The sequence below is a fragment of the Escherichia sp. 10290 genome, assembly GCF_030295155.1.
Taxonomy (GTDB): domain Bacteria; phylum Pseudomonadota; class Gammaproteobacteria; order Enterobacterales; family Enterobacteriaceae; genus Escherichia; species Escherichia coli_F.
On the sequence record NZ_AP025741.1, the window covers coordinates 1,917,206 to 1,941,757 of the forward strand.

Consider the following 24,552-nt stretch of genomic DNA (forward strand, 5'->3'; position numbering starts at 1 on the left):
AGGCATGACGCTGTATCAGGCTCTTTGCAGGAACTACGGGAACCGGTCGTCGCAATGTCAAGAGAGAAATACAAATAACCGAAATTATGAGTATGAGAGTATCGATGTGCGAAACCGGGGCAGAGCTGTTCGTAGTAGTGAGGAAGCGTTTGTAATGAACGTGGAGCGAAGGGACAGCGTCGGGCAGTCTGCATCACAGCCCAACTGTAGGCAGGAGGAGGCTGTGTGTGAACAGACAAAACCGTTTCAGGTCAGTAAATTGCATGTGGTGGAAGCGTACCGGCGGATAAAGGCGAATGCCGGAGCTGCCGGAGTAGATAACCAGACGCTGAAAGATTTTGAGCGGGATCTGAAAGGAAATCTGTACAAAATCTGGAACAGGTTATCGTCGGGAAGCTGGATGCCGCCGCCAGTGCGTGCGGTGGAAATTCCGAAGAAGGATGGCAGCAAAAGACTTTTAGGAATACCGACAGTAAGCGATCGAATAGCGCAGATGACGGTGCTGGTAACGTTTGAACCATTAGTGGAGCGTTATTTCCTGAATGATTCATACGGATACCGGCATGGAAAATCAGCGCTGGATGCAATAGCAGTCACCAGAAAACGTTGCTGGCAATACGACTGGTGTCTTGAGTTTGATATTAAAGGGTTATTCGATAATATCTCCCACGATTTATTACTCAGGGCAGTAGATAAACATTGTGCGGATAAATGGGTAAGACTGTCTATTCGCCGGTGGCTGACAGCGCCGGTGCAGATGCCGGATGGAACACTGAAGGAAAGAAATAAAGGTACGCCACAGGGTGGAGTCATCAGCCCGGTACTGGCGAATTTATTTCTGCACTATGTGTTTGATAAATGGCTGACGTTACATTATCCGGAAATTCCCTGGTGCCGTTATGCAGATGATGGATTAATTCATTGTGGCAGTAAACAACAGGCAGAGGAATTACTGAATAAGCTGGCAAAACGTTTTCAGGAATGTGGACTGGAATTACATCCGGAGAAAACGAAAATAGTTTACTGCAAAGACAGCGAACGACAGGCGAACCATGAAACAGTGCAGTTTGATTTTCTGGGGTATACGTTCAGAGCGCGAAGAGCACGTAACCACCGGCGGGGAAACCTCTTTACGAGTTTCAGCCCGGCGGCGAGTAACCGTGCGCAGAAAGGCATGATTGGAAAACTCAGGAAACTGTGGATCAGACGCAGGGTGGAGATGAGTCTCGAAGATATTGCGAAGTGGCTGAATCCGATAATATCGGGGTGGCTGAATTATTACGCGAGATACCACAAATCAGCGATGAAGAAAGTATGCAGATATATTAATCTGACGCTGATTGCGTGGGCGAGAAAGAAATATAAAACCCTGCGGTATAGAAAGACGAAGGCGTGTCAGCTAATGGAAAGGCTGTCAAAAGAGAAGCCGGAGTTGTTTGCCCACTGGAAAGCAGGACCAGGAAGCGCGTTTGCCTGACGGGAGCCGTATGAAGCGAGAGTTTCACGTACGGTTCTGCGAGAGGCTGTCGGGGAGGTTCCGGTGGCCTACTCACTGTGTGCCGTAGGCACAAAGATGCAAAACGGGACGTTTTGCATGTAATAAGCATAAGCTTGTGAAGAGATGGTGGCAGGCCCACCGGGATCTGCTGTCGGAAGTCGGTCCCAAACAACCCCGGCTGCTGTGGTAAAGAGCCATGGTAGTGAGCGCAGGGGGAACGATCAGACGAGATCTGATCCTATGTGAGATACAGTGAGATGAGTAAACCCGAACCTGTGTTGAAACGTCGTTAGTCCTAAGTGACATCAAAACCGGAGGTTTCGTGATACCGCCGGGATTAATTTACGGGTGAATTCCGAATGCTGCGTGAATGATGTCCGGTGTATAGCAGGCATGACGCTGTATCGGGCTCTTTGCAGGAACTACGGGAACCGGTCGTCGCAATGTCAAGAGAGAATTACAAATAACCGAAATTATGAGTATGAGAGTATCGATGTGCGAAACCGGGGCAGAGCTGTTCGTAGTAGTGAGGAAGCGTTTGTAATGAACGTGGAGCGAAGGGACAGCGTCGGGCAGTCTGCATCACAGCCCAACTGTAGGCAGGAGGAGACTGTGTGTGAACAGACAAAACCGTTTCAGGTCAGTAAATTGCATGTGGTGGAAGCGTACCGGCGGATAAAGGCGAATGCCGGAGCTGCCGGAGTGGATAACCAGACGCTGAAAGATTTTGAGCGGGATCTGAAAGGAAATCTGTACAAAATCTGGAACAGGTTATCGTCGGGAAGCTGGATGCCGCCGCCAGTGCGTGCGGTGGAAATTCCGAAGAAGGATGGCAGCAAAAGACTTTTAGGAATACCGACAGTAAGCGATAGAATAGCGCAGATGACGGTGCTGGTAACGTTTGAACCATTAGTGGAGCGTTATTTCCTGAATGATTCATACGGATACCGGCATGGAAAATCAGCGCTGGATGCAATAGCAGTCACCAGAAAACGTTGCTGGCAATACGACTGGTGTCTTGAGTTTGATATTAAAGGGTTATTCGATAATATCCCCCACGATTTATTACTCAGGGCAGTAGATAAACATTGTGCGGATAAATGGGTAAGACTGTCTATTCGCCGCTGGCTGACAGCGCCGGTGCAGATGCCGGATGGAACACTGAAGGAAAGAAATAAAGGTACGCCACAGGGTGGAGTCATCAGCCCGGTACTGGCGAATTTATTTCTGCACTATGTGTTTGATAAATGGCTGACGTTACATTATCCGGAAATTCCCTGGTGCCGTTATGCAGATGATGGATTAATTCATTGTGGCAGTAAACAACAGGCAGAGGAATTACTGAATAAGCTGGCAAAACGTTTTCAGGAATGTGGACTGGAATTACATCCGGAGAAAACGAAAATAGTTTACTGCAAAGACAGCGAACGACAGGCGAACCATGAAACAGTGCAGTTTGATTTTCTGGGGTATACGTTCAGAGCGCGAAGAGCACGTAACCACCGGCGGGGAAACCTCTTTACGAGTTTCAGCCCGGCGGCGAGTAACCGTGCGCAGAAAGGCATGATTGGAAAACTCAGGAAACTGTGGATCAGACGCAGGGTGGAGATGAGTCTCGAAGATATTGCGAAGTGGCTGAATCTGATAATATCGGGGTGGCTGAATTATTACGCGAGATACCACAAATCAGCGATGAAGAAAGTATGCAGATATATTAATCTGACGCTGATTGCGTGGGCGAGAAAGAAATATAAAACCCTGTGGTATAGAAAGACGAAGGCGTGTCAGCTAATGGAAAGACTGTCAAAAGAGAAGCCGGAGTTGTTTGCCCACTGGAAAGCAGGACCAGGAAGCGCGTTTGCCTGACGGGAGCCGTATGAAGCGAGAGTTTCACGTACGGTTCTGCGAGAGGCTGTCGGGGAGGTTCCGGTGGCCTACTCACTTAACGCTGCTTTTTTGTACTAAACAATTCGCATTTTATGTTTAAAAATTGAGATATTCCTCATTACCTGAAGCTGTTTTTTATTGCTTATACATGATCAAATACTCCTTACATAATTAAGGAGAACAAAATGGAACTTAAAAAATTGATGGAACATATTTCTATTATCCCCGATTACAGACAAGCCTGGAAAGTGGAGCATAAATTATCGGATATTCTACTGTTGACTATTTGTGCCGTTATTTCGGGTGCAGAAGGCTGGGAAGATATAGAGGATTTCGGGGAAACTCATCTCGATTTTTTGAAGCAATATGGTGATTTTGAAAATGGTATTCCTGTTCACGATACTATTGCCAGAGTTGTATCATGTATCAGTCCTGCAAAATTTCACGAATGCTTTATTAACCGGATGCGTGAATGTCATTCTTCAGATGATAAAGACGTCATTGCAATTGATGGAAAAACGCTCCGGCACTCTTATGACAAGAGTCGCCGCAGGGGAGCGATTCATGTCATTAGTGCGTTCTCAACAATGCACAGTCTGGTCATCGGACAGATCAAGACGGATGAGAAATCCAATGAGATTACAGCTATCCCAGAACTTCTTAACATGCTGGATATTAAAGGAAAAATCATCACAACTGATGCGATGGGTTGCCAGAAAGATATTGCAGAGAAGATACAAAAACAGGGAGGTGATTATTTATTCGCTGTAAAAGGAAACCAGGGGCGGCTAAATAAAGCCTTCGAGGAAAAATTTCCGCTGAAAGAATTAAATAATCCAGAGCATGACAGTTACGCAATTAGTGAAAAGAGTCACGGCAGAGAAGAAATCCGTCTTCATATTGTTTGCGATGTCCCTGATGAACTTATTGATTTCACGTTTGAATGGAAAGGTCTGAAGAAATTATGCGTGGCAGTCTCCTTTCGGTCAATAATAGCAGAACAAAAGAAAGAGCCAGAAATGACGGTCAGATATTATATCAGTTCTGCTGATTTAACCGCAGAGAAGTTCGCCACAGCGATCCGAAATCACTGGCACGTGGAGAATAAGCTGCACTGGCGTCTGGACGTGGTAATGAATGAAGACGACTGCAAAATAAGAAGAGGAAATGCAGCAGAATTATTTTCAGGGATACGGCACATCGCTATTAATATTTTGACGAATGATAAGGTATTCAAGGCAGGGTTAAGACGTAAGATGCGAAAAGCAGCCATGGACAGAAAGTATCTGGCGTCAGTCCTTGCGGGGAGCGGGCTTTCGTAATCTTTCCCTGGCTCATGGCCGACCTGAAACCGGTGTACCGTGCGGTATCGAAGGAGGCGGCAGAAACAGCGCTGGACGAGCTGGAGGCGAAATGGGGTCAGCAGTATCCGGTGGTGCTTCAGTCGTGGCGGCGAAAATGGGAAAATCTGTCGCATTACTTCCGTTATCCGGCGGGTATCCGTAAGGTGATTTACACGACCAATGCTATCGAGTCAGTTCACCGGCAGTTCAGAAAGCTGACCAAAACAAAAGGTGCCTTCCCGAATGAAAACAGCCTGTTGAAGCTACTTTACCTGGGACTGATGAATGCGCAGAAAAAATGGACAATGCCAGTTCAGAGCTGGAATTTGACATTGTCACAGTTAGCTATTTATTTTGAAGGGCGGCTGAATAATGTGATGACGCTGTAGAATTTTTAACGTCACACAGAATTCTGAACGCTCTCTCTTTAACCAGCGGCAACTCGCTTGCCGCTGGTAACAAACGTGCCAGCACCTAAATGATGTAGTGTATTGAGTTTGTCATCATCAAACTGCCAGCGGCCTTCGACAAATACTCGTGCGTCTGCCGCTGCCGATACCACTTCGCCAAATAGCGTATCGTATTTTTCTTGCGCAGAAGTCGCTGGTAGCAATCGACACTCCATCCATGCCAGACATTTCTCTTCAACCAGCGGCAATCCAAGCACCGGACCTTTCACAACCGGAATGCCATAGCAATTAAATTTATCTTCTTCACGACCCGACACACTTCCCACCGCCCACGTCCAGTTAGTCGCCGCAACGCCCGGGATAACGATGCCAAATTTACCGTTACGCTCAATCAACTCCCTGGTCCATGTCGATTTATCTACCACAATCGCCACACGTGGCGGTTCAAACTCCACCGGCATCGACCAGGCCGCAGCCATCACATTACGTCGCTGTGATTTTTCATCAAAAGTTGTTATCAAAACTGTGGGGCCGTGGTTTAACAGACGGCTGGCATGGTGTAATTCGACGGGGATGAATCGGCTCACGGTATCGCCTCGCTAAGAAGGGTGTTTTAAAAGCGTAGCTCGTAACGCAATAAGTAACGAAATTAACGGGATTGGCGATTTGCGAACGTGATGCATGTCCGCGATCGCACAAAATAGCCGGTGCGGCGTCTATTCCAGGTTATAAATTGAGAAAACCACAAACGGAAACGCCTGATGACGCCCATTCTGAATCACTATTTTACCCGCATTAACTGGTCGGGAGCGGCTGCGGTCAATATCGAAACGCTGCGCGCATTACACCTGAAACACAATTGCACCATTCCATTTGAAAATCTCGATGTTTTGCTGCCGAGAGAAATGCAGCTTGATGATCAATCGCTGGAAGAGAAATTGGTGCTCGCCCGGCGTGGTGGTTACTGCTTTGAGCAGAATGGCGTGTTTGAGCGGGTGTTACGCGAGCTGGGTTTTCAGGTACGCAGTCTGTTAGGGCGCGTAGTGTTATCTAATCCGCCAGCATTACCGCCGCGTACCCATCGTTTGTTGTTGGTGGAGCTGGAAGGCGAACACTGGATTGCCGATGTCGGTTTCGGTGGGCAGACTTTGACTGCGCCGATTCGTTTAGTGGCGGATATCGCGCAAACAACGCCACATGGCGAATATCGGCTGTTACAGGAAGGGAACGACTGGATTTTGCAGTTTAATCATCATCAGCACTGGCAGTCGATGTACCGTTTTGATCTCTGTGAACAACAACAAAGTGATTATGTGATGGGGAATTTCTGGTCGGCGCACTGGCCGCAATCGCATTTTCGCCATCATTTGCTGATGTGCCGCCATTTGCCGGACGGTGGCAAACTGACACTGACCAATTTTCATTTCACCCATTATGAAAATGGACATGCAGTGGAGCAGCGGAATCTAGCGGATGTGGCGTCGTTATATGCCGTGATGCAGGAGCAGTTTGGTCTGGGCGTAGATGACGCAAAGCATGGCTTTACTGTGGATGAACTGGCGTTGGTGATGGCGGCGTTTGATACGCATCCGGAGGCGGGGAAATAGTTTGTGCCAGGGGCCGGATGCGGCGTAAACGCCTACAACCGGCCCACATTAGCCCGGTTGTAGGCCTGATAAGCGAAGCGCATCAGGCAACGGTATCAAAAATCAATGGCCCATTCAGCATGGAAAAGAATCACCGCTGTGCCAGAAATGGTGACTTTCTCCGGTTGGTTATCTCGAATTGTCACCGTCACATCAATCACGCCGTCACGCCCCAGTGCGCGCCCCTGATGGCCTTTAACACGCAACACGCTGCCATCGTGGGGTAGTAAGTTGTGATGTACCAACCATGCGCCCATCGGGCCATTGGCATTCCCGGTCACCGGATCTTCCACAATACCAATCGCAGGTGAGAACATGCGACCATCGGTTTCATTTTTGCCAGGGCGGATCTGGAACGGGAAAAAACCATTGCAGCCAATCTGCTTGCTGATTGCGGTCAGCGCAGCAAGGTCAGGCGAAAGAGCGTCGATATCCACTTCTGGTTTCAACGGGATCATCACTTTTGAGTGTCCTGTGGTTGCCACCTGAATTGGCAAGCCTGGCAGAATATCGTCTTCAGTGAGATGAAGCGCGTTGATAATCGCTGCACGTGTTTCACCTTCCAGCGGTGGCTCAAAGCCTGGCGTACCTTGTTCCAGCGAAATACGATAATCATCGTTGTGCTTTTCGATAGTCACGCGATGTTTTCCTGCCAGCGACGTTTGCCATACCGTGCAATTTCCCAAACCTAATACCTTTGAACGTACATAGTGCGCAGCCACCGTTGCGTGACCGCAAATTGGCACTTCAACCGTTGGCGTAAAGTATCGAACGTGTACATCGCTGTCGTCGCTGTGCAGCAGAAAAGCAGTTTCCGAATGACCTAATTCGCGGGCGATAAGCTGCATTTGCGCTTCGCTAAGTTTATCGGCGGGAAAAACAACACCGGCAGAATTGCCGCGAAACGGTTGAGCGGTAAAAGCATCGACGTGATAAACCTGCGGTTTCATTAACGTTCTCCTGTGGCTGGAGAACTATCATAGCCTGCAAGTGGCCGGAGAGCGAAGGACTATCCGGCCAGGGGGAGAATTATCGCCGCGAACGCACAATCTGATACCGACGAGTAAAGTACTCAAACGGCGCGCTCCACACATGCACCAGTCGGGTGAACGGAAAGAGCAGGAAGATGGTCATTCCCAATACCAGATGCAGGCGGAAGACGAACGCTACGCCGTTAAGCATTTCTGACGATCCTCCACGGAAAGTGACGATACTTTGCGCCCACCCCACCAGTTTCATCATTTCGCTACCATCAGGATACTGTGCTGAAAACGGTATGGTACTTAGCCCCAACAAACATTGGATCAGCAATATGCTCATGATGATGATATCCGGCGTGGTGGAAGTAGCACGCACACGCTGATTTGTCAGCCTGCGCCACAGCAGTCCTGCACCGCCAATCAACGTCAACACGCCGCAAATACCGCCGAGCACCATCGCCATTAGTTGTTTCGCTGCCACTGGCAAAAACCACGCGTACATCCAGTGCGGCGTTAACATGCCGAACAGGTGCCCGAAGAAGATCCCCAAAATGCCGATATGGAACAGATTCGACCATATCACCATCCCGCGTTTATCGAGCATCTGGCTCGAGGAGGCGCGCCAGGTGTACTGCCCGTAGTCATAGCGCAGCCAGCTGCCAAGGAAAAACACCGTCGCACAAATGTACGGGTAGATATCGTAAAAAAAGACGTTCAGATACTGAATCATTTCCCACCTCCCGCACTGATGTCGACGTACTGCGGCGCGACATCCTGGCTAAAGCGTCGCTGATATTGATTAAGCGGCGAGCTGTCACACGCCGTGGCGTTATCTTCAATAAACTTCACCTGTTCTTCTTCCCACACCGCATCCAGCGCCTGGCGGGTGTCGTCACGCTCTTCACTACGAATTTGTTTTGTGACACTGTCACTTGACAGGGGACTTCCTGCCAGTTGCAAAAGGGCGTCAAATAACGCGTACCACGGTGTCTCGCGTTGTTTTAAGCGTCCGCCAAGCAGGGCGAGGATCGGCGCAACGTTGAGTAATCCTTCTTTTGCCTGATCGTCCGGCAGCACACTTAAGTACTCCAGGTACAGCGGCAGATAATCGGGCAGTTCCCGACAATCCAGTTGCAGACCGACCTTTTCGTACTCCGCCAGCAGGTCCACCATTGCCTGGCCTCGATCGCGGGATTCGGCATGAACATGTTCGAACAGCAGCAGCGACGTGGTGCGCCCGCGGTCGAACACTTCACACCATTCGGCCTGTTTATCCAGCAGCGGCGCGTTGAGCAGGTCGAGTGCAAAATCGGTGAGCATCGACGCGTCGCGGCGGATTAATGCCAGCGCGTCGTCCTTACACTCCCACAACAGCTCGTCCGGGTACTCCATCAACAGGCCGATCACTTTGAGGATCTGCATTATTCTCCCTCCGCTTTATCGCGCACTTCGGTAATGTTGATGGCATCGATACGGCTACTGTTGAACAGGTTGAATTTGCTGTCTGAGCCGTGGCAACCGTCGCCAAAGCTGAAGCCGCAGCCGTTGCGTTCTGCGAAAGCATCACCCGCCATTTCCCGATGACTGGTTGGAATGACAAAACGATCTTCATAGTTGGCGATGGCAAGGTAGCGATACATCTCTTCGACCTGGGCGACGCTCAGGCCTACTTCGTCAATGGCGCGGGTATCGGTAACACCTTCCACGGTTTGTGAACGCATATAGTGGCGCATCGCCATCATCCGTTTCAGCGCCCGCAGTACCGGACCGGTATCACCGGCACTCAACATATTGGCGAGATATTGCACCGGAATACGCAGGCTTTCGATGGCGGGCAGCACGCCTTCGCTTTTCGGCAAGCCGCCCGCATCTGCATAGGACTGAATCGGTGACAGCGGAGGAACGTACCAGACCATCGGCAGGGTGCGATATTCAGGGTGCAGCGGTAGCGCCAGTTTCCAGTCCATCGCCATTTTGTAGACTGGCGAACGCTGGGCAGCTTCAATCACATTTTGTGGAATACCTTGTTTCAGGGCTTCTTCGATCACCGAGGGATCGTGCGGATCGAGGAACACTTCGCACTGGCGTTCGTAGAGATCAACCTCGCGTTCGGTGCTCGCCGCTTCCTCGATGCGGTCGGCGTCGTAAAGCAGCACGCCCAGATACCGGATGCGACCCACGCAGGTTTCTGAGCACACGGTGGGTTGGCCTGACTCAATTCGTGGGTAACAGAAGATGCATTTTTCTGACTTACCGCTTTTCCAGTTGAAGTAGATTTTTTTGTACGGACAACCGCTAATGCACAAACGCCAGCCACGGCATTTGTCCTGATCGATCAGCACAATACCGTCTTCTTCGCGTTTGTAGATCGCGCCGCTGGGGCAGGTCGCCACGCAGCTGGGGTTAAGGCAGTGTTCGCACAGGCGCGGCAGGTACATCATGAACGTATTTTCAAACTGACCGTACATCTCCTTTTGCATGGCGTCAAAGTTGCGGTCGCGAGCACGTTTTTCGAACTCACCGCCCAGCAGTTCTTCCCAGTTTGGCCCCCAGATCACTTTGTCCATCCGTTTGCCGTCAATCAGCGAACGTGGGCGGGCAGTAGGAATGTGTTTACCTTCTGGCGCGCTATGCAAATGTTCGTAGTCGAAGGTGAAAGGTTCGTAGTAATCGTCAATCTGCGGCACCACCGGGTTGGCGAAGATTTTGGTAATCACCCCCATCTTGCTGCCCAGACGCGGGCGGATCTTACCGTTGACATCGCGGACCCAGCCGCCTTGCCACTCTTCCTGATCTTCCCAGTTTTTCGGATAACCAATGCCCGGTTTGGTTTCGACGTTGTTAAACCATGCGTACTCCATGCCTTCGCGTCCGGTCCAGACGTTTTTACAGGTCACCGAACAGGTATGGCAGCCGATACATTTATCGAGGTTAAGCACCATGCCGACTTGCGAACGTATTTTCATTTTTTCGCCTCCTGTACCTGATCGCGACCTTCATCATCCAGCCAGTTAACGTTCTTCATCTTGCGGATCATGATAAATTCGTCGCGGTTCGAGCCGACGGTGCCGTAGTAGTTAAAGCCCCAGGCCAGCTGCGCGTAACCGCCAATCATATGCGTTGGTTTTGGGCAAACGCGGGTGACCGAGTTATGAATGCCGCCGCGCATGCCGGTTACTTCCGAACCAGGAATATTCATAATGCGTTCCTGAGCGTGATACATCATGGTCATACCCGGCGGTACACGTTGGCTGACCACCGCGCGGGCAGTCAGCGCGCCGTTGGCGTTAAACACTTCCACCCAGTCGTTATCGACAATGGTCAATTCACGGGCATCGGTTTCGCTGATCCAGACAATCGGTCCACCGCGAGAGAGCGTCAGCATTAGCAGGTTTTCACTGTAGGTTGAGTGAATGCCCCATTTCTGATGCGGCGTCAGGAAGTTAAGTTCTTTTTCCGGGAAGCCGTTTGGCGGTATCTGGCGCATTTCACTGACGCTACGCGTGTCAATAGGCGGACGATAAGCCACCAGGCTTTCACCAAAGGCACGCATCCACGGATGATCCTGATAGACCTGCTGGCGTCCCGACAGCGTGCGCCACGGAATTAATTCATGAACGTTGGTGTATCCGGCGTTGTAGGAGACGTGATCGCTTTCCAGACCGGACCATGTGGGGCTGGAGATAATTTTACGCGGCTGCGCCTGAATATCGCGAAAGCGGATCTTTTCGTCCTCTTTGTGCAGCGCCAGATGGGTATGTTCGCGTCCGGTGATCTCGCCCAGCGCCTGCCACGCTTTGACTGCAACATGACCGTTGGTTTCCGGTGCCAGCGCCAGAATCACTTCTGATGCGTCAATGGCGGTGTCAATCAGCGGTCGCCCCTGTGCCGGGCCATCACGCTTGGTGTAATTGAGTTTGCCGAGGAAATCGATTTCATCCTGGGTATTCCACGAAATCCCTTTACCGCCGTTGCCAAGTTTGTCCATCAATGGCCCGAGAGAGGTAAAGCGTTCATAGGTAGCAGGGTAGTCACGCTCCACTGCCACAATATTGGGCGCGGTTTTACCCGGGATCAGATCGCATTCGCCTTTGCGCCAGTCGAGCACTTCACACGGCTGCGAAAGCTCTGCCGGAGAGTCATGCAGTAGGGGTTGTAATACCACGTCGGTTTCTTTGCCTAGATGCCCTACGCACACTTGCGAAAATGCTTTGGCAATACCTTTGTAGATTTCCCAGTCGCTGCGTGATTCCCACGCCGGATCGACCGCCGCAGAAAGCGGATGAATAAACGGATGCATATCCGAGGTGTTCATATCGTCTTTTTCGTACCAGGTGGCGGTGGGCAGAACGATATCGGAGAACAGGCAGGTACTGGACATACGGAAGTCGAGCGTCACCAGCAGGTCGAGCTTGCCTTCAATCGCCGCAGTTTGCCACTCGACTTCTTCTGGTTTGATCCCGTCGCTGGCACCGAGTTCCTCACCCTGAATCCCACTTTCGGTTCCCAGCAGATACTTCTGCATATATTCGTGGCCTTTGCCGGAGGAGCCAAGCAGGTTAGAACGCCAGACAAACAAATTACGCGGATGATTGCTGCCGCTATCTGGTTGTTCGCAGGCCATACGTAAATCGCCCGATTTCAGCGCCTGAGCGGTAAATTCTGTGGGGGATAATCCGGCCTTGTCGGCTTCAGCTTTAATCCCGAGCGGGTTACGCCCCAGCTGCGGCGCAGAAGGTAGCCAGCCCATACGTTCGGCGCGAACGTTGAAATCAATCAGATGACCGCTGTACTTACTGGCATCGGCGAGCGGTGAAAGTAACTCCTGAGCAGAGACTTTTTCATAGCGCCATTGGCTGGAATGATTGTAGAAAAACGAGGTGCTGTTCATCTGGCGCGGTGGTCGGTTCCAGTCGAGCGCAAAGGCCAGCGGCAACCAGCCGGTTTGCGGGCGCAGTTTTTCCTGACCGACATAGTGTGCCCAGCCGCCACCGCTTTGGCCGACACAACCGCAGAAGATCAGCATGTTGATCATCCCACGGTAGTTCATGTCCATGTGATACCAATGGTTGACGCCAGCACCGAGGATAATCATCGAGCGCCCATGCGTTTTATGGGCGGTATCGGCAAATTCACGGGCGATGGTTTCAATATACTGGCGCGGTACGCCGGTAATTTGCTCGCCCCAGGCAGGGGTGTAAGGTTTAATTTCAGCGTAATCTTTCGCGCTGTTTTCATCTTCCAGCCCGCGATCGAGGCCATAATTCGCCAGTACCAAATCATAAACGCTGACGACCGGACAGGTGTTGCCATCGGCTAATGTCAGGTTTTTAACGGGCAATTGGCGCACCAGGACCGGATTGTGTTTTACGCTGCGAAAATGCGGATTTTCAATGCCGCCAAAGTAGGGGAAGGCCACGCCTGCAACGGCATCATGTTGACCGAGCAGAGTTAACGACAATTCGGTTTCCGTACCGGCGGCAATGGATTCCAGATTCCATTTGCCTTTTTCTCCCCAGCGAAAACCAATCGAACCGTTCGGCACCACCAGTTCACCTGCTGTATTAACTGCTACGGTTTTCCACTGCGGATTGTTGCTTTCGCCCAGCCCATCTACCAGGTCAGACGCGCGGATCATGCGCCCGGGAACGTAGCTACCATCGTCGCGAGGTTCCAGCATTACCAGCATCGGCATGTCGCTGTAGCGGCGGCAGTAGTTGATAAAATAGTCGCTGGGATTATCGAGATGGAACTCTTTTAAAATCACATGGCCCATTGCCATCGCCAGGGCGCTATCAGTGCCTTGTTTCGGTGCCAGCCACTGGTCGCACAATTTGGCCACTTCAGAGTAGTCAGGGGTAATGGCGATGGTTTTAGTGCCTTTGTAGCGTACTTCGGTAAAAAAGTGGGCGTCCGGCGTACGTGTCTGCGGTACGTTAGACCCCCAGGCGATGATGTAGCTGGAGTTATACCAGTCGGCAGATTCTGGCACGTCGGTTTGTTCGCCCCAGGTCATCGGTGAGGCGGGCGGCAGGTCGCAATACCAGTCGTAGAAGCTTAAACAGGTGCCACCTAACAGCGACAGATAGCGTGTTCCGGCGGCGTAAGAAACCATTGACATGGCTGGAATCGGCGAGAAACCGGCAACGCGATCCGGGCCGTAGGTTTTGATGGTCCAGACGTTAGCGGCAGCAATCAACTGGTTTAGCTCTTGCCAGTTGGAGCGGATAAAACCGCCGCGTCCGCGTATCTGCTTGTAACTCATGCACTTTTGCGGATCATTCATAATCGATGCCCACGCCAGTACCGGATCGCTGTGTTGCTTGAGCGCTTCACGCCACAGTTCAATCAGTCGTTTACGTATTAGCGGGTATTTCAGTCGGTTGGCGCTGTAAAGATACCAGGAGTAACTTGCACCACGCGGGCAGCCGCGAGGTTCATGATTGGGCAGGTCAGGGCGAGTGCGAGGATAGTCGGTCTGTTGGATTTCCCAGGTCACCAGGCCATTTTTAACGTAGATTTTCCAGCTACAGGAGCCTGTACAGTTAACGCCGTGAGTGGAACGCACGATTTTGTCGAACTGCCAACGCTGGCGATAGCTGTCCTCCCAGTCGCGGTTGCTATGCATCACCTGGCCGTGACCATCGGCAAATGTTTCGCCCTTTTGTTTGAAGTAGCGAAAGCGATCCAAAAGTTTACTCATGACATAACTCCTGCTCCAGGAATGAATTGGGATCTGATGCCTTGTCGGATGCGACACGGTTGTAGCCTGATAAGACGTGTCAGGCATCGATTTCTTATTTTTGGCTGAACTTCCGCCGACCATAAACCAGCCAGGTCAGCAGCACACAAACGATGTAGAAGATCAAAAACACTTTCATCGCACCTACCGGCGAGCCGGTCATATTGAGCGACATGCCAAACGCCTGCGGAATAAAAAAGCCGCCAACTGCGCCAATCGCTGAGATAAAGCCCAATGCTGCCGCCGTTTCGGTGACCGCTTCCCGCTGAGCCTGTTCATCGCTGCCGCCTTTCATCTTGACGCGATAAATCGTTATCTGGCGAAAGATGACGGCGATCATCTGGAAAGTAGAACCACTTCCCAGACCCGCGGTCAGAAACAACCCCATGAAGACGGCGTAAAATGCGATGAAATTACCAGAGCCTGTGCCCGGTAAGGTAAGGAACAGCAGGGCGCTGAAAATCGCCATAAAAATGAAGTTGATCAACGTCACCCGCACGCCGCCGAATTTATCGGAAATAGCACCACCAACCGACCGCGCGATGGCACCAATAAATGGGCCAAAGAACGCCAGACGCAGAATATTCACATCCGGAAACTGGGTTTTCGCCAGCATGGCAAAACCCGCAGAAAAACCGATAAACGAACCGAAGGTGGCGAGATAGAGAAGACTGAGCAGCCAGAGATGCAGACGTTGTAATACAGGCAATTGATCGGCGATTGACGCGCGTGAACTGGCGATATCATTCATCCCTAACCAGGCGGCAATAGTGGCAATCGCCAGTAATGGCACCCAAATCCATGCGGCATTCGCCAGCGACATTACCGAACCGTCGGCCTGTGGTACGCCATTGACGCCGAGAAAGGCAAATACGGGGATAAAAATCACCAGCGGCGCAACCAGCTGCATCACACTTACACCTAAGTTTCCTAATCCGCCATTAATCCCAAGTGCGCTCCCTTGTTTGGCTTTTGGGAAGAAGAAACTGATATTGCCCATGCTCGAAGCAAAGTTCGCACCTGCAAAACCGCATAGCAAAGCGATAACGATAAATATCCCAAAAGGAGTATTCGGATTCTGCACGGCAATTCCGAGCCAGACACAAGGAATAATCAGGATTGCAGTACTAAAAACCGTCCATCGGCGTCCACCAAATATAGGCACCATAAAGGAGTAGGGGACACGCAATAATGCGCCAGAAACGGAGGGTAATGCGGTTAATAAAAAGAGTTGATCGGTAGTGAAATTAAAACCGATTTTATTGAGATTAACAGTAACTGCGCTAAATAGCATCCAGACACAGAAGGCAAGAAGTAGACAACTGACTGATATCCAGAGGTTTCTTCGTGCAATATGCTTTCCTTTATTTTCCCAGAAGGCCGGGTTTTCTGGTTTCCAGTCGCGCAAAAGATAACGACTATTTTTCTCATTTTGCAGTGCCATATTGTTCCTCACATGTACACATTGGTAATGAAAAAAAGACAAAACAGGAGGTAAGGCGCAATAGCCAGTTATTAGAATTAAGGATGAATTAGGTGAAGTGCTGATTGAAAGAATAGATAAGAAAGCGTAACCGCGGGGGCAGAATGGGGATTAAGCAGACAGATATGTGTTACTAAATGTAACTAACAGGCTAACCTTCAAACGTGGGTTAATCTTTGAACGTATGCCATGTTTCAACCCTTCAGATCGTGAATCTAAAGGGTTGCATATTAACTATATTCTTAATAAGACCAGACACTTATAGAATTAGTGATGATTTATTCACTAAAAAGGCCATGAGCTGGAGGAAAACGATCTGTCCAGAAAGTCTATCGGTTCCTCTCTTATCGCCTCATTGTAATAATCGTTATTACAGTAAGTATTGTTTATTTCATCTAAGGTCATATTTTTAATTTTTATATTCATCTGATTTACAACTTCTTCTGTTTTATAAGTGTGTATATTATATGGGGTGTATGCTTCTTTAAAAGTATAGTGAAACAATTCGTTATCCACATCTAGTCCGTCAGAGTGAACTTCAAATGCACCAGGCGAAAGAATTGCCAGGCCAGTATTAAGCTTAAGTGCTGGGGAAAACAAATTAAATAACATGAGCTGCATAGTAGGGCAATTGTTCTTCCCAGAAACATTTAAAAAATTTAAGTTTTTGCTCTGTTTTATTATGGGAAATAAAGTTCCAATATCGGATGTATTCTTAGTGTCAATGCGGGTTATTTTATTATTGTCCAGCCTTAAACTTTTGATAGATGAAAGATAAGTCAGGAAATGAAGGTTTATTTTTTTCAACTGATTGTTCGCAGCGTTTAATGTCTGTACATTGCAGAAGTTGCTAAAGAATATTTTAATTTCAGAAAGCAAGTTGTTGTTGATAAGTAACGTATTCAAGTTGGGAAATAAGGCATTATGTAAACTTGTTAGTTTATTATGGGATAGATCCAGAAGTAAGAGTTCATCTTTATTTCCTGCAGCAATATCAGTTAATTGATTGTGGCTGAGATTCAGGTACTGCAGCCTTTCGCAACATTCTAATTGCACAAACTCTAGTTGATTATGTGCCGCACTAAAATAAGTAACTGATGAAAGCCCATCTATATCAATATTTCTGAGAGCATTATTATTCACAGATATATGTTTAATGCTTACATTTCTGCCTTGAGGAAAATTTATAGACTCAAGAGCATTACTATTCAGACTAAGGTTGATGAGTTTATCGTAGTTGGTTGCATCAAAATGTTTGAGTTGGTTCTCATCAAGATTGATAGAGGTGAAGTTTTGCAGCCCTGGTGGTTGAGTAGTTAAATTAAGTCCAGATAAATCAATGTCATTCTGCTTCGACAAAAAAGCACGGTTTATCCTTTCTGCCGCTTCTTTTCGGCATTCTTGACGATGAAGTTCACCTGTGACTATGCATTCTTCTTTCCATTTATTCAATTCATGCATCCAGCTATATAAATTCTGTTCTGGGAGTCGCTGTAGGGACTGCTTTGTTTTAAAAAAGATTAAAGGAAACTTCATAACTACTCCATGGCAATAATATATTTTTTGATTTATTATCCTTGATAAGTCAGGATGTTTTTTATAACTCTGTGGTAAAGGATTGGCTTAACCAATTATGAAATGTTGGTCCATAACCTAAGGAATTTTTATTCTCATCATAAATGTAATAACAGATAGGGGTGCCTGTTGCGTCCTTGAGTTCTGAGGATGAGGATGAGGATGAGGATGAGGATAGGGGCGTGTCGTTATCAAACCGACACGCGCGATACATAGGCAGAATAGATTTTAATTCTTCTTCAGAAAGTGTTGTTTCTTTTTCTATTAAAGTTAAATTGCTGAAATAAGGTTTTGAACGGTAACGAATCGACATTGAATCATTGTTTTCTTTATTATCACCTTCAGTATTTTTGCTTATTTCTACAAGATGCTTATTACTGGTGTCGATATTTTTAATTGCTAGATCATAAGATATCTTAATGGTCACTTCATCAATATTATCAACTAAATCCATTATTGCATTCCAGTACTGCATTTGTGCAATAGGATCATTGTTAATACCGTTAACTGATAAATACCAAAGATGTTTTGATGATATTAACTCATTAATGTTATCTGTTGGTAATAAATTGTTATTACTTAAGTCTAAATATTCTAGTATCGCAGTGCTTTTAGCGTTTAAATTTGCAATATGGTTGTCGTTTAAAGCGATTTTTTTCACCATGGGGTGATAGTGTAATTTAAGATCATTGATCATATTGTGACAAGCACTTAACTCAATCAGAGATTCTTGTTGAGAAACATCCAGCGATGTTAGCTGGTTATTATCAAGGTTAAGAAATTTCAGTTTATAACTGTCAGAAATATTAATTTCTTTTAGATTATTATTTTGCGCTTCCAGATTAACCAATGAATGCTGATTTTTTAAATCTAAACTTTCCAGCTTGTTGCAATCGATATAAATATTTTCCAGTTTTGATTCATTTGGAAAGGTTATCGTTTCAATATTATTCAAGGTGAGGTTGATATTGATAAGACTAGCATTGTCGGTAAAGTCAAGGAAAGTTAGACAATTCCCCTCCAAATTCAATGTCTTAACTGTAGGGGGGATAGGCGGTAACTCACTCAAATCAAGATATGACAAATTAAGAGATTCCATGTTTGAGTTGTAAGCTTCATTAATTCGCTCTAGAATAGTTCTTTTTTCTACGCCATTATTAAGCGATTTCTCACCCCATTGTGCCAGTTGTTCAAAAAAATTGCTGGCGATGGTTTCTCTGTTAGGTAATGCGTTATTCACTTGATAACTGGCATTATTTTTTACACAAGCTGTATTAATATTGGTCATAATCACTCATCAATAAATATTATACTAAGATGTCCCCGGAGGGTATGGAAGAATATTAATTGAGGTGAATGACCAGAAATATCAAAAATTGCTCATTTTTACTTAAGGAGTCATACAGCAGCACTTAAATTAAAAACCAGCCCAGATAAGGGCTGGTCAGGAGATGATGTTAGAACTGATAGGTAATGCCCGTTGCGACGATGTTATCGGTGCGAATATCTACGGCACGGGTAAAGTCGCTTTCATCGATCAGGTTGATTTTATAATCAACATAGGTCGACATATTTTTGTTGAAGAAATACGTTGCACCAACGTCGATATACTCAATCATGTCCTGATCGCCGTAACGCCCCAGATCTCTGCCTTTTGATTTCAGGTAAGCGAGTGATGGGCGCAAGCCGAAGTCGAATTGATATTGGGCCACCACTTCGAAACTTTGTGCTTTGTTAGAGATATAACCATCACCATAGGTGGTCATGTTTAATGTTTCAGCGTAATTAGCTGCAAAGTAAATGTTGTTGGCATCATATTTTATACCTGTTGCCCACAGTTCTGCATTCTTACCGGAGGCATTGAGAGGATTAGCCGCTGCTCTTTCCTGCGCATTTGTCCGATCAGATTTGGTATACACAGCACCGATCCCAAAGCCATCATAAACATAAGTTGAGGAGATACCGAAACCGTCACCATTGGCACGCGTATAGTCAGCACCATAAAGATGAGCGTTGTCAGTGCGTTCATTTTTGCCTTGATATTGTGCGGCAAAGTTCAGCCCTTCAATTAAGCCAAAGAAATCGTAGTTGCGATAGGTTGCCACACCAGTGGTACGATATGTCATGAAGACATCTTTCTGGCTCCAGGTATCGCCACCAAATTCTGGCAACATATCGGTCCATGAACCAATGTCATAACCGACACCGTAGTTACGACCATAGTCCAGAGAGCCAAATTCACTAATTTTTAAACCTGCATAGGCAAGGCGGGTTTTGTTGCCGCGCGAGCCGTTGGCTTCATCGTTATAGCCTTTAAAATCATATTCCCAGTGACCAAAACCAATCATTTGATCATTGATTTGCGTTTCTCCTTTAAAACCGAGACGGGCATAAGTTTTATCACCATCGTCACGCTTATCATCAGTAAAATAACGTAGAGCGGTAACCTTGCCATAAAGGTCGAGTTTATTACCATCCTTGTTATATACTTCGGCAGCATGTGCTACGTTCGCAGCTAACAAACCAGTTACAACCACCGCAACTATTTTTAATTTCATTTAACAGTATCCTTTTAATTATCGTTAAACCTATTTTCTAAACGAATTTTAAACGGCGTCATTTACAAATGACATACTGTTTTTAAAATAGAATGGTGATTAAAAACAATGAGAATAATAGATGAAATAATATTATTTATCGATATGTGATCGAAGTCGAAATGAGATATAAGGTGAATTACTGGTATTTGAAGTTTATTTTTTATTATTGTCGTAATTTAGCGGGTTAACTGCCGGGTGCTATGACCCGGCAATAATTTTATCCACGACGTGTCGCCAGCCAGCAGAGCAGGGAACCGCCGCAGACCATCAGTGCGCCTTGCCAGAATGAGAACGATAGCGGAGCACTAAGCAGTACCGCAGCAAGCGCCGACGAAAGTACGGGCGTAAAATACGAACCTACTGCCATAATGGTGACGTTGCCATGTAAAATGCCAACGTTCCACGCAGCGTAAGCAAATCCTAAGGTAAATGCCGCAGAGATGAGTTTAATCATGACGGGTGTGCTAAATACCATTTCTGGTTGTGGCGTGAGAAAATAGTAAACCCACAAACTTGCTCCTGTCAGCAGTACAAAAACGGTTATTCCATTAAATCCGCGTGCGTATTTATTCGTTACTGTACAATAAGCTGCCCAGATAAAAGCGCCAATGAACGCCAGGAAATAACTTAATGGACTGGTGGTAATATTATTGATGATTTCATCATAGTGTAACCCATTGTCACCGCCTAACACCCAGCAGACACCGACCAGGGCTAATAATAATCCAGGTACAATCAGCCAGTTGGTTTTCTGACCATTAAACAGAATGGCAAAGAGAATTGTCAGGCTGGGCCAAAGATAGTTCACCATACCCACTTCAATTGCCTGATGACGGGTCGCCGCATAACCTAAGGAAAGTGCCAGACAGATTTCATAGCTGACGAATAACAGACTCCCGGCGAGTAAATAGCCTTTCGGGATCTGCCGAATACGCGGAAATCCAACCGTGAAGATTAACAGCAGCCCGCTTAATGAATAGATAGCAGCTGCGCCGCCAACCGGGCCGAGCCCCTCACTGACACCGCGAATCAATCCTACCATCGTGCTCCACAGGACGATCGCTATTAGCCCTATTAGCGTTGCTTTTTGTCGTGTCATGCTTGCTGTTTTGTCTCTCTTGCCGTTAAAAATTAAGCTGAATTTTATAGCATTTTTTTAACTGGCCTGTCAGGCAGTGGTGCGTTTTTCTACCGCTATTGAGGTAGGTCAATTTGCGCAGGCGGATTATTTTGTGGCAAACAGCTGTTCTTTTTGATTTCGCGCAAAAAGATTCAGAATTTTACTGTTAGTTTCCTCGCGCAGTAATACCCCTGAAAAAAGAGGAAAGCAATGGACGTCAGTCGCAGACAATTTTTTAAAATCTGCGCGGGCGGTATGGCGGGAACAACAGTCGCGGCATTGGGTTTTGCCCCGAAGCAAGCACTGGCTCAGGCGCGAAACTACAAATTATTACGCGCGAAAGAGATCCGTAACACTTGTACATACTGTTCCGTAGGTTGCGGGCTATTGATGTATAGCCTGGGTGATGGCGCGAAAAACGCCAGAGAAGCGATTTATCACATTGAAGGTGACCCGGATCATCCGGTAAGCCGTGGTGCGCTGTGCCCGAAAGGGGCCGGATTGCTGGATTACGTCAACAGCGAAAACCGTCTGCGCTACCCGGAATATCGTGCGCCAGGTTCTGACAAATGGCAGCGCATTAGCTGGGAAGAAGCATTCTCCCGCATTGCGAAGCTGATGAAGGCAGACCGTGACGCTAACTTTATTGAAAAGAATGAGCAGGGAGTAACGGTAAACCGTTGGCTTTCTACCGGTATGCTGTGTGCTTCCGGTGCCAGCAACGAAACCGGGATGCTGACACAGAAATTTGCCCGCTCCCTCGGGATGCTGGCGGTAGACAACCAGGCGCGCGTCTGACACGGACCAACGGTAGCAAGTCTTGCTCCAACATTTGGTCGCGGTGCGATGACCAACCACTGGGTGGATATCAAAAACGCTAACGTCGTAATGGTGATGGGCGGTAACGCTGCTGAAGCGCATCCCGTCGGTTTTCGCTGGGCGATGGAAGCGAAAAACAACAACGATGCAACCTTGATCGTTGTCGATCCCCGTTTTACGCGTACCGCTTCTGTGGCGGATATCTACGCACCTATTCGTTCCGGTACGGACATTACGTTCCTGTCTGGCGTTTTGCGCTACCTGATCGAAAACAACAAGATCAACGCCGAATACGTTAAGCATTACACCAACGCCAGCCTGCTGGTGCGTGATGATTTTACTTTTGAAGACGGTCTGTTCAGCGGTTACGACGCTGAAAAACGTCAGTACGATAAGTCGTCCTGGAACTATCAGTTCGATGAAAACGGCTATGCGAAACGCGATGAAACACTGACTCATCCGCGCTGTGTGTGGAACTTGCTGAAAGCGCACGTTTCCCGTTACACGCCGGACGTAGTAGAAAACATCTGCGGTACGCCAAAAGCTGACTTCCTGAAAGTGTGTGAAGTGCTGGCCTCCACCAGCGCGCCGGATCGCACAACCACCTTCCTGTACGCACTGGGCTGGACCCAACACACCGTGGGTGCGCAGAACATCCGTACTATGGCGATGATCCAGTTGCTGCTCGGTAACATGGGTATGGCCGGTGGCGGCGTGAACGCATTGCGTGGTCACTCCAACATTCAGGGCCTGACTGACTTAGGCCTGCTCTCTACCAGCCTGCCGGGTTATCTGACGCTGCCGTCAGAAAAACAGGTTGATTTGCAGTCGTATCTGGAAGCGAACACGCCGAAAGCGACGCTGGCTGATCAGGTGAACTACTGGAGCAACTATCCGAAGTTCTTCGTTAGCCTGATGAAATCTTTCTACGGCGATGCTGCGCAGAAAGAGAACAACTGGGGCTACGACTGGCTGCCGAAGTGGGACCAGACCTACGACGTCATCAAGTATTTCAACATGATGGATGAAGGTAAAGTCACCGGTTATTTCTGCCAGGGCTTTAACCCGGTTGCGTCCTTCCCGGACAAAAACAAAGTGGTGAGCTGCCTGAGCAAGCTGAAGTACATGGTGGTTATCGATCCGCTGGTGACTGAAACCTCCACCTTCTGGCAGAACCATGGCGAGTCGAACGATGTCGATCCGGCGTCTATTCAGACTGAAGTATTCCGTCTGCCTTCGACCTGCTTTGCCGAAGAAGATGGTTCTATCGCTAACTCCGGTCGCTGGTTGCAGTGGCACTGGAAAGGTCAGGATGCGCCGGGCGAAGCGCGTAATGACGGCGAAATTCTGGCGGGTATCTACCATCATTTGCGCGAGCTGTACCAGGCCGAAGGTGGTAAAGGCGTAGAACCGCTGATGAAGATGAGCTGGAACTACAAGCAGCCGCACGAGCCGCAGTCTGACGAAGTGGCAAAAGAGAACAACGGCTATGCGCTGGAAGATCTCTATGACGCAAATGGCGTGCTGATTGCGAAGAAAGGTCAGTTACTGAGTAGCTTTGCGCATCTGCGTGATGACGGTACAACCGCATCGTCTTGCTGGATCTACACCGGTAGCTGGACAGAGCAAGGCAACCAGATGGCTAACCGCGATAACTCCGACCCGTCCGGTCTGGGGAATACGCTGGGATGGGCCTGGGCGTGGCCGCTCAACCGTCGCGTACTCTACAACCGTGCTTCGGCGGATATCAACGGTAAACCGTGGGATCCGAAACGGATGCTGATCCAGTGGAACGGCAGCAAGTGGACGGGTAACGATATTCCGGACTTCGGCAATGCCGCACCGGGTACACCAACCGGGCCGTTTATCATGCAGCCGGAAGGGATGGGACGCCTGTTTGCCATCAACAAAATGGCGGAAGGTCCGTTCCCGGAACACTACGAGCCAATTGAAACGCCGCTGGGCACTAACCCGCTGCATCCGAACGTGGTGTCTAACCCGGTGGTTCGTCTGTATGAACAAGACGCGCTGCGGATGGGTAAAAAAGAGCAGTTCCCGTATGTGGGTACGACCTATCGTCTGACCGAGCACTTCCACACCTGGACCAAGCACGCGTTGCTCAACGCAATTGCTCAGCCGGAACAGTTTGTGGAAATCAGCGAAACGCTGGCGGCGGCGAAAGGCATTGCCAATGGCGATCGTGTCACTGTCTCCAGCAAGCGTGGCTTTATCCGCGCGGTGGCTGTGGTAACGCGCCGTCTGAAACCACTGAATGTAAACGGTCAGCAGGTTGAAACGGTGGGTATTCCAATCCACTGGGGCTTTGAGGGTGTCGCGCGTAAAGGTTATATCGCTAACACTCTGACGCCGAATGTCGGTGATGCAAACTCGCAAACGCCGGAATATAAAGCGTTCTTAGTCAACATCGAGAAGGCGTAAGGGGGCGAAC

The 24,552-nt window shown here is 48.4% G+C and carries 16 protein-coding genes and 1 pseudogene; 6 read left to right on the forward strand and 11 right to left on the reverse strand.

Features of this window, described 5'->3' with window-relative positions; all coding sequences use genetic code 11:
• Positions 1–154: 154 nt before the first annotated feature.
• The 4 genes and pseudogenes from ltrA (QUE74_RS09700) to QUE74_RS09715 form a co-directional block, all read left to right on the forward strand.
• Positions 155–1,477: a group II intron reverse transcriptase/maturase gene (gene ltrA / locus QUE74_RS09700; RefSeq protein ID WP_001100278.1), complete on the forward strand. Its 1,323-nt coding sequence runs from the start codon at positions 155–157 to the stop codon at positions 1,475–1,477.
• A gap of 564 nt (positions 1,478–2,041) precedes the next feature.
• A complete protein-coding gene (gene ltrA / locus QUE74_RS09705) occupies positions 2,042–3,364 on the forward strand; it encodes a group II intron reverse transcriptase/maturase (RefSeq protein ID WP_001100280.1) in 1,323 nt (440 codons plus the stop codon).
• 206 nt (positions 3,365–3,570) lie between these two features.
• Positions 3,571–4,707 (forward strand): ISAs1-like element ISEc1 family transposase, encoded by a 1,137-nt coding sequence (locus QUE74_RS09710; protein WP_000420776.1) that lies wholly within the window; start codon positions 3,571–3,573, stop codon positions 4,705–4,707.
• Positions 4,708–4,721: 14 nt separating this feature from the next.
• Positions 4,722–5,117, forward strand: a pseudogene (locus QUE74_RS09715) (IS256 family transposase); the annotation flags it as partial.
• Between the two features lie 38 nt (positions 5,118–5,155).
• Here the strand turns inward: QUE74_RS09715 and QUE74_RS09720 are convergent.
• Positions 5,156–5,725, reverse strand: a complete 570-nt coding sequence (locus QUE74_RS09720) for a flavin reductase family protein (protein WP_000085933.1) — start codon at positions 5,723–5,725, stop codon at positions 5,156–5,158.
• A gap of 174 nt (positions 5,726–5,899) precedes the next feature.
• Between QUE74_RS09720 and nhoA the strand changes: the two genes are divergently transcribed.
• Entirely contained in the window at positions 5,900–6,745 is an 846-nt protein-coding gene (gene nhoA / locus QUE74_RS09725; protein WP_000187938.1) for an N-hydroxyarylamine O-acetyltransferase, read from the forward strand.
• A gap of 95 nt (positions 6,746–6,840) precedes the next feature.
• Here nhoA and QUE74_RS09730 read toward each other — a convergent pair whose 3' ends face one another.
• From QUE74_RS09730 to yddG, 10 genes are all read right to left on the reverse strand, one after another.
• Positions 6,841–7,734 (reverse strand): PhzF family isomerase, encoded by an 894-nt coding sequence (locus QUE74_RS09730; protein WP_000804357.1) that lies wholly within the window; start codon positions 7,732–7,734, stop codon positions 6,841–6,843.
• 79 nt (positions 7,735–7,813) lie between these two features.
• Positions 7,814–8,494 (reverse strand): respiratory nitrate reductase subunit gamma, encoded by a 681-nt coding sequence (narI, locus tag QUE74_RS09735; RefSeq protein ID WP_000617115.1) that lies wholly within the window; start codon positions 8,492–8,494, stop codon positions 7,814–7,816.
• Positions 8,491–9,186, reverse strand: a complete 696-nt coding sequence (gene narW / locus QUE74_RS09740) for a nitrate reductase molybdenum cofactor assembly chaperone (protein WP_001166338.1) — start codon at positions 9,184–9,186, stop codon at positions 8,491–8,493. Before narW ends, narI begins: the two co-directional genes overlap by 4 nt.
• Positions 9,186–10,730: a nitrate reductase subunit beta gene (gene narH, locus QUE74_RS09745; RefSeq protein ID WP_000702545.1), complete on the reverse strand. Its 1,545-nt coding sequence runs from the start codon at positions 10,728–10,730 to the stop codon at positions 9,186–9,188. The genes narW and narH overlap by 1 nt, the downstream gene beginning before the upstream one ends.
• The gene (gene narZ / locus QUE74_RS09750) at positions 10,727–14,467 is read right to left on the reverse strand and encodes a nitrate reductase Z subunit alpha (RefSeq protein WP_001360619.1); all 3,741 of its coding nucleotides are present in this window, start codon (positions 14,465–14,467) and stop codon (positions 10,727–10,729) included. The genes narH and narZ overlap by 4 nt, the downstream gene beginning before the upstream one ends.
• A gap of 94 nt (positions 14,468–14,561) precedes the next feature.
• Positions 14,562–15,950 (reverse strand): nitrate/nitrite transporter NarU, encoded by a 1,389-nt coding sequence (gene narU, locus QUE74_RS09755; RefSeq protein ID WP_001207897.1) that lies wholly within the window; start codon positions 15,948–15,950, stop codon positions 14,562–14,564.
• Between the two features lie 324 nt (positions 15,951–16,274).
• A complete protein-coding gene (locus tag QUE74_RS09760; RefSeq protein ID WP_000671668.1) occupies positions 16,275–17,525 on the reverse strand; it encodes a leucine-rich repeat domain-containing protein in 1,251 nt (416 codons plus the stop codon).
• A gap of 61 nt (positions 17,526–17,586) precedes the next feature.
• Positions 17,587–18,852 carry a leucine-rich repeat domain-containing protein gene (locus QUE74_RS09765; protein WP_286332017.1) on the reverse strand — a complete coding sequence of 422 codons (1,266 nt, stop codon included), beginning with the start codon at positions 18,850–18,852 and terminating at the stop codon, positions 17,587–17,589.
• A gap of 169 nt (positions 18,853–19,021) precedes the next feature.
• Complete coding sequence (gene ompC / locus QUE74_RS09770; RefSeq protein ID WP_000768391.1) at positions 19,022–20,122, reverse strand: porin OmpC; 1,101 nt, start codon at positions 20,120–20,122, stop codon at positions 19,022–19,024.
• A gap of 259 nt (positions 20,123–20,381) precedes the next feature.
• Positions 20,382–21,263 (reverse strand): aromatic amino acid efflux DMT transporter YddG, encoded by an 882-nt coding sequence (gene yddG / locus QUE74_RS09775; protein ID WP_000198214.1) that lies wholly within the window; start codon positions 21,261–21,263, stop codon positions 20,382–20,384.
• Between the two features lie 231 nt (positions 21,264–21,494).
• On the opposite strand from yddG, the gene fdnG reads away from it, so the two are divergent.
• On the forward strand, positions 21,495–24,542 hold the full coding sequence (fdnG, locus tag QUE74_RS09780; protein ID WP_015953395.1) for a formate dehydrogenase-N subunit alpha: 3,048 nt from the start codon (positions 21,495–21,497) through the stop codon (positions 24,540–24,542).
• The last annotated feature ends 10 nt before the right edge of the window (positions 24,543–24,552 follow it).

Bases quoted from the DNA above. Each gene is read 5' to 3' on its own strand.
- QUE74_RS09710 (WP_000420776.1), top strand. From the start codon at position 3,571: ATGGAACTTAAAAAATTGATGGAACATATTTCTATTATCCCCGATTAC.
- yddG (WP_000198214.1), bottom strand. From the start codon at position 21,263: ATGACACGACAAAAAGCAACGCTAATAGGGCTAATAGCGATCGTCCTG.
- ltrA (WP_001100280.1), top strand. From the start codon at position 2,042: ATGAACGTGGAGCGAAGGGACAGCGTCGGGCAGTCTGCATCACAGCCC.
- narW (WP_001166338.1), bottom strand. From the start codon at position 9,186: ATGCAGATCCTCAAAGTGATCGGCCTGTTGATGGAGTACCCGGACGAG.
- QUE74_RS09760 (WP_000671668.1), bottom strand. From the start codon at position 17,525: ATGAAGTTTCCTTTAATCTTTTTTAAAACAAAGCAGTCCCTACAGCGA.
- QUE74_RS09730 (WP_000804357.1), bottom strand. From the start codon at position 7,734: ATGAAACCGCAGGTTTATCACGTCGATGCTTTTACCGCTCAACCGTTT.
- narZ (WP_001360619.1), bottom strand. From the start codon at position 14,467: ATGAGTAAACTTTTGGATCGCTTTCGCTACTTCAAACAAAAGGGCGAA.
- narH (WP_000702545.1), bottom strand. From the start codon at position 10,730: ATGAAAATACGTTCGCAAGTCGGCATGGTGCTTAACCTCGATAAATGT.
- narU (WP_001207897.1), bottom strand. From the start codon at position 15,950: ATGGCACTGCAAAATGAGAAAAATAGTCGTTATCTTTTGCGCGACTGG.
- ompC (WP_000768391.1), bottom strand. From the start codon at position 20,122: ATGAAATTAAAAATAGTTGCGGTGGTTGTAACTGGTTTGTTAGCTGCG.
- nhoA (WP_000187938.1), top strand. From the start codon at position 5,900: ATGACGCCCATTCTGAATCACTATTTTACCCGCATTAACTGGTCGGGA.
- QUE74_RS09765 (WP_286332017.1), bottom strand. From the start codon at position 18,852: ATGACCAATATTAATACAGCTTGTGTAAAAAATAATGCCAGTTATCAA.
- ltrA (WP_001100278.1), top strand. From the start codon at position 155: ATGAACGTGGAGCGAAGGGACAGCGTCGGGCAGTCTGCATCACAGCCC.
- narI (WP_000617115.1), bottom strand. From the start codon at position 8,494: ATGATTCAGTATCTGAACGTCTTTTTTTACGATATCTACCCGTACATT.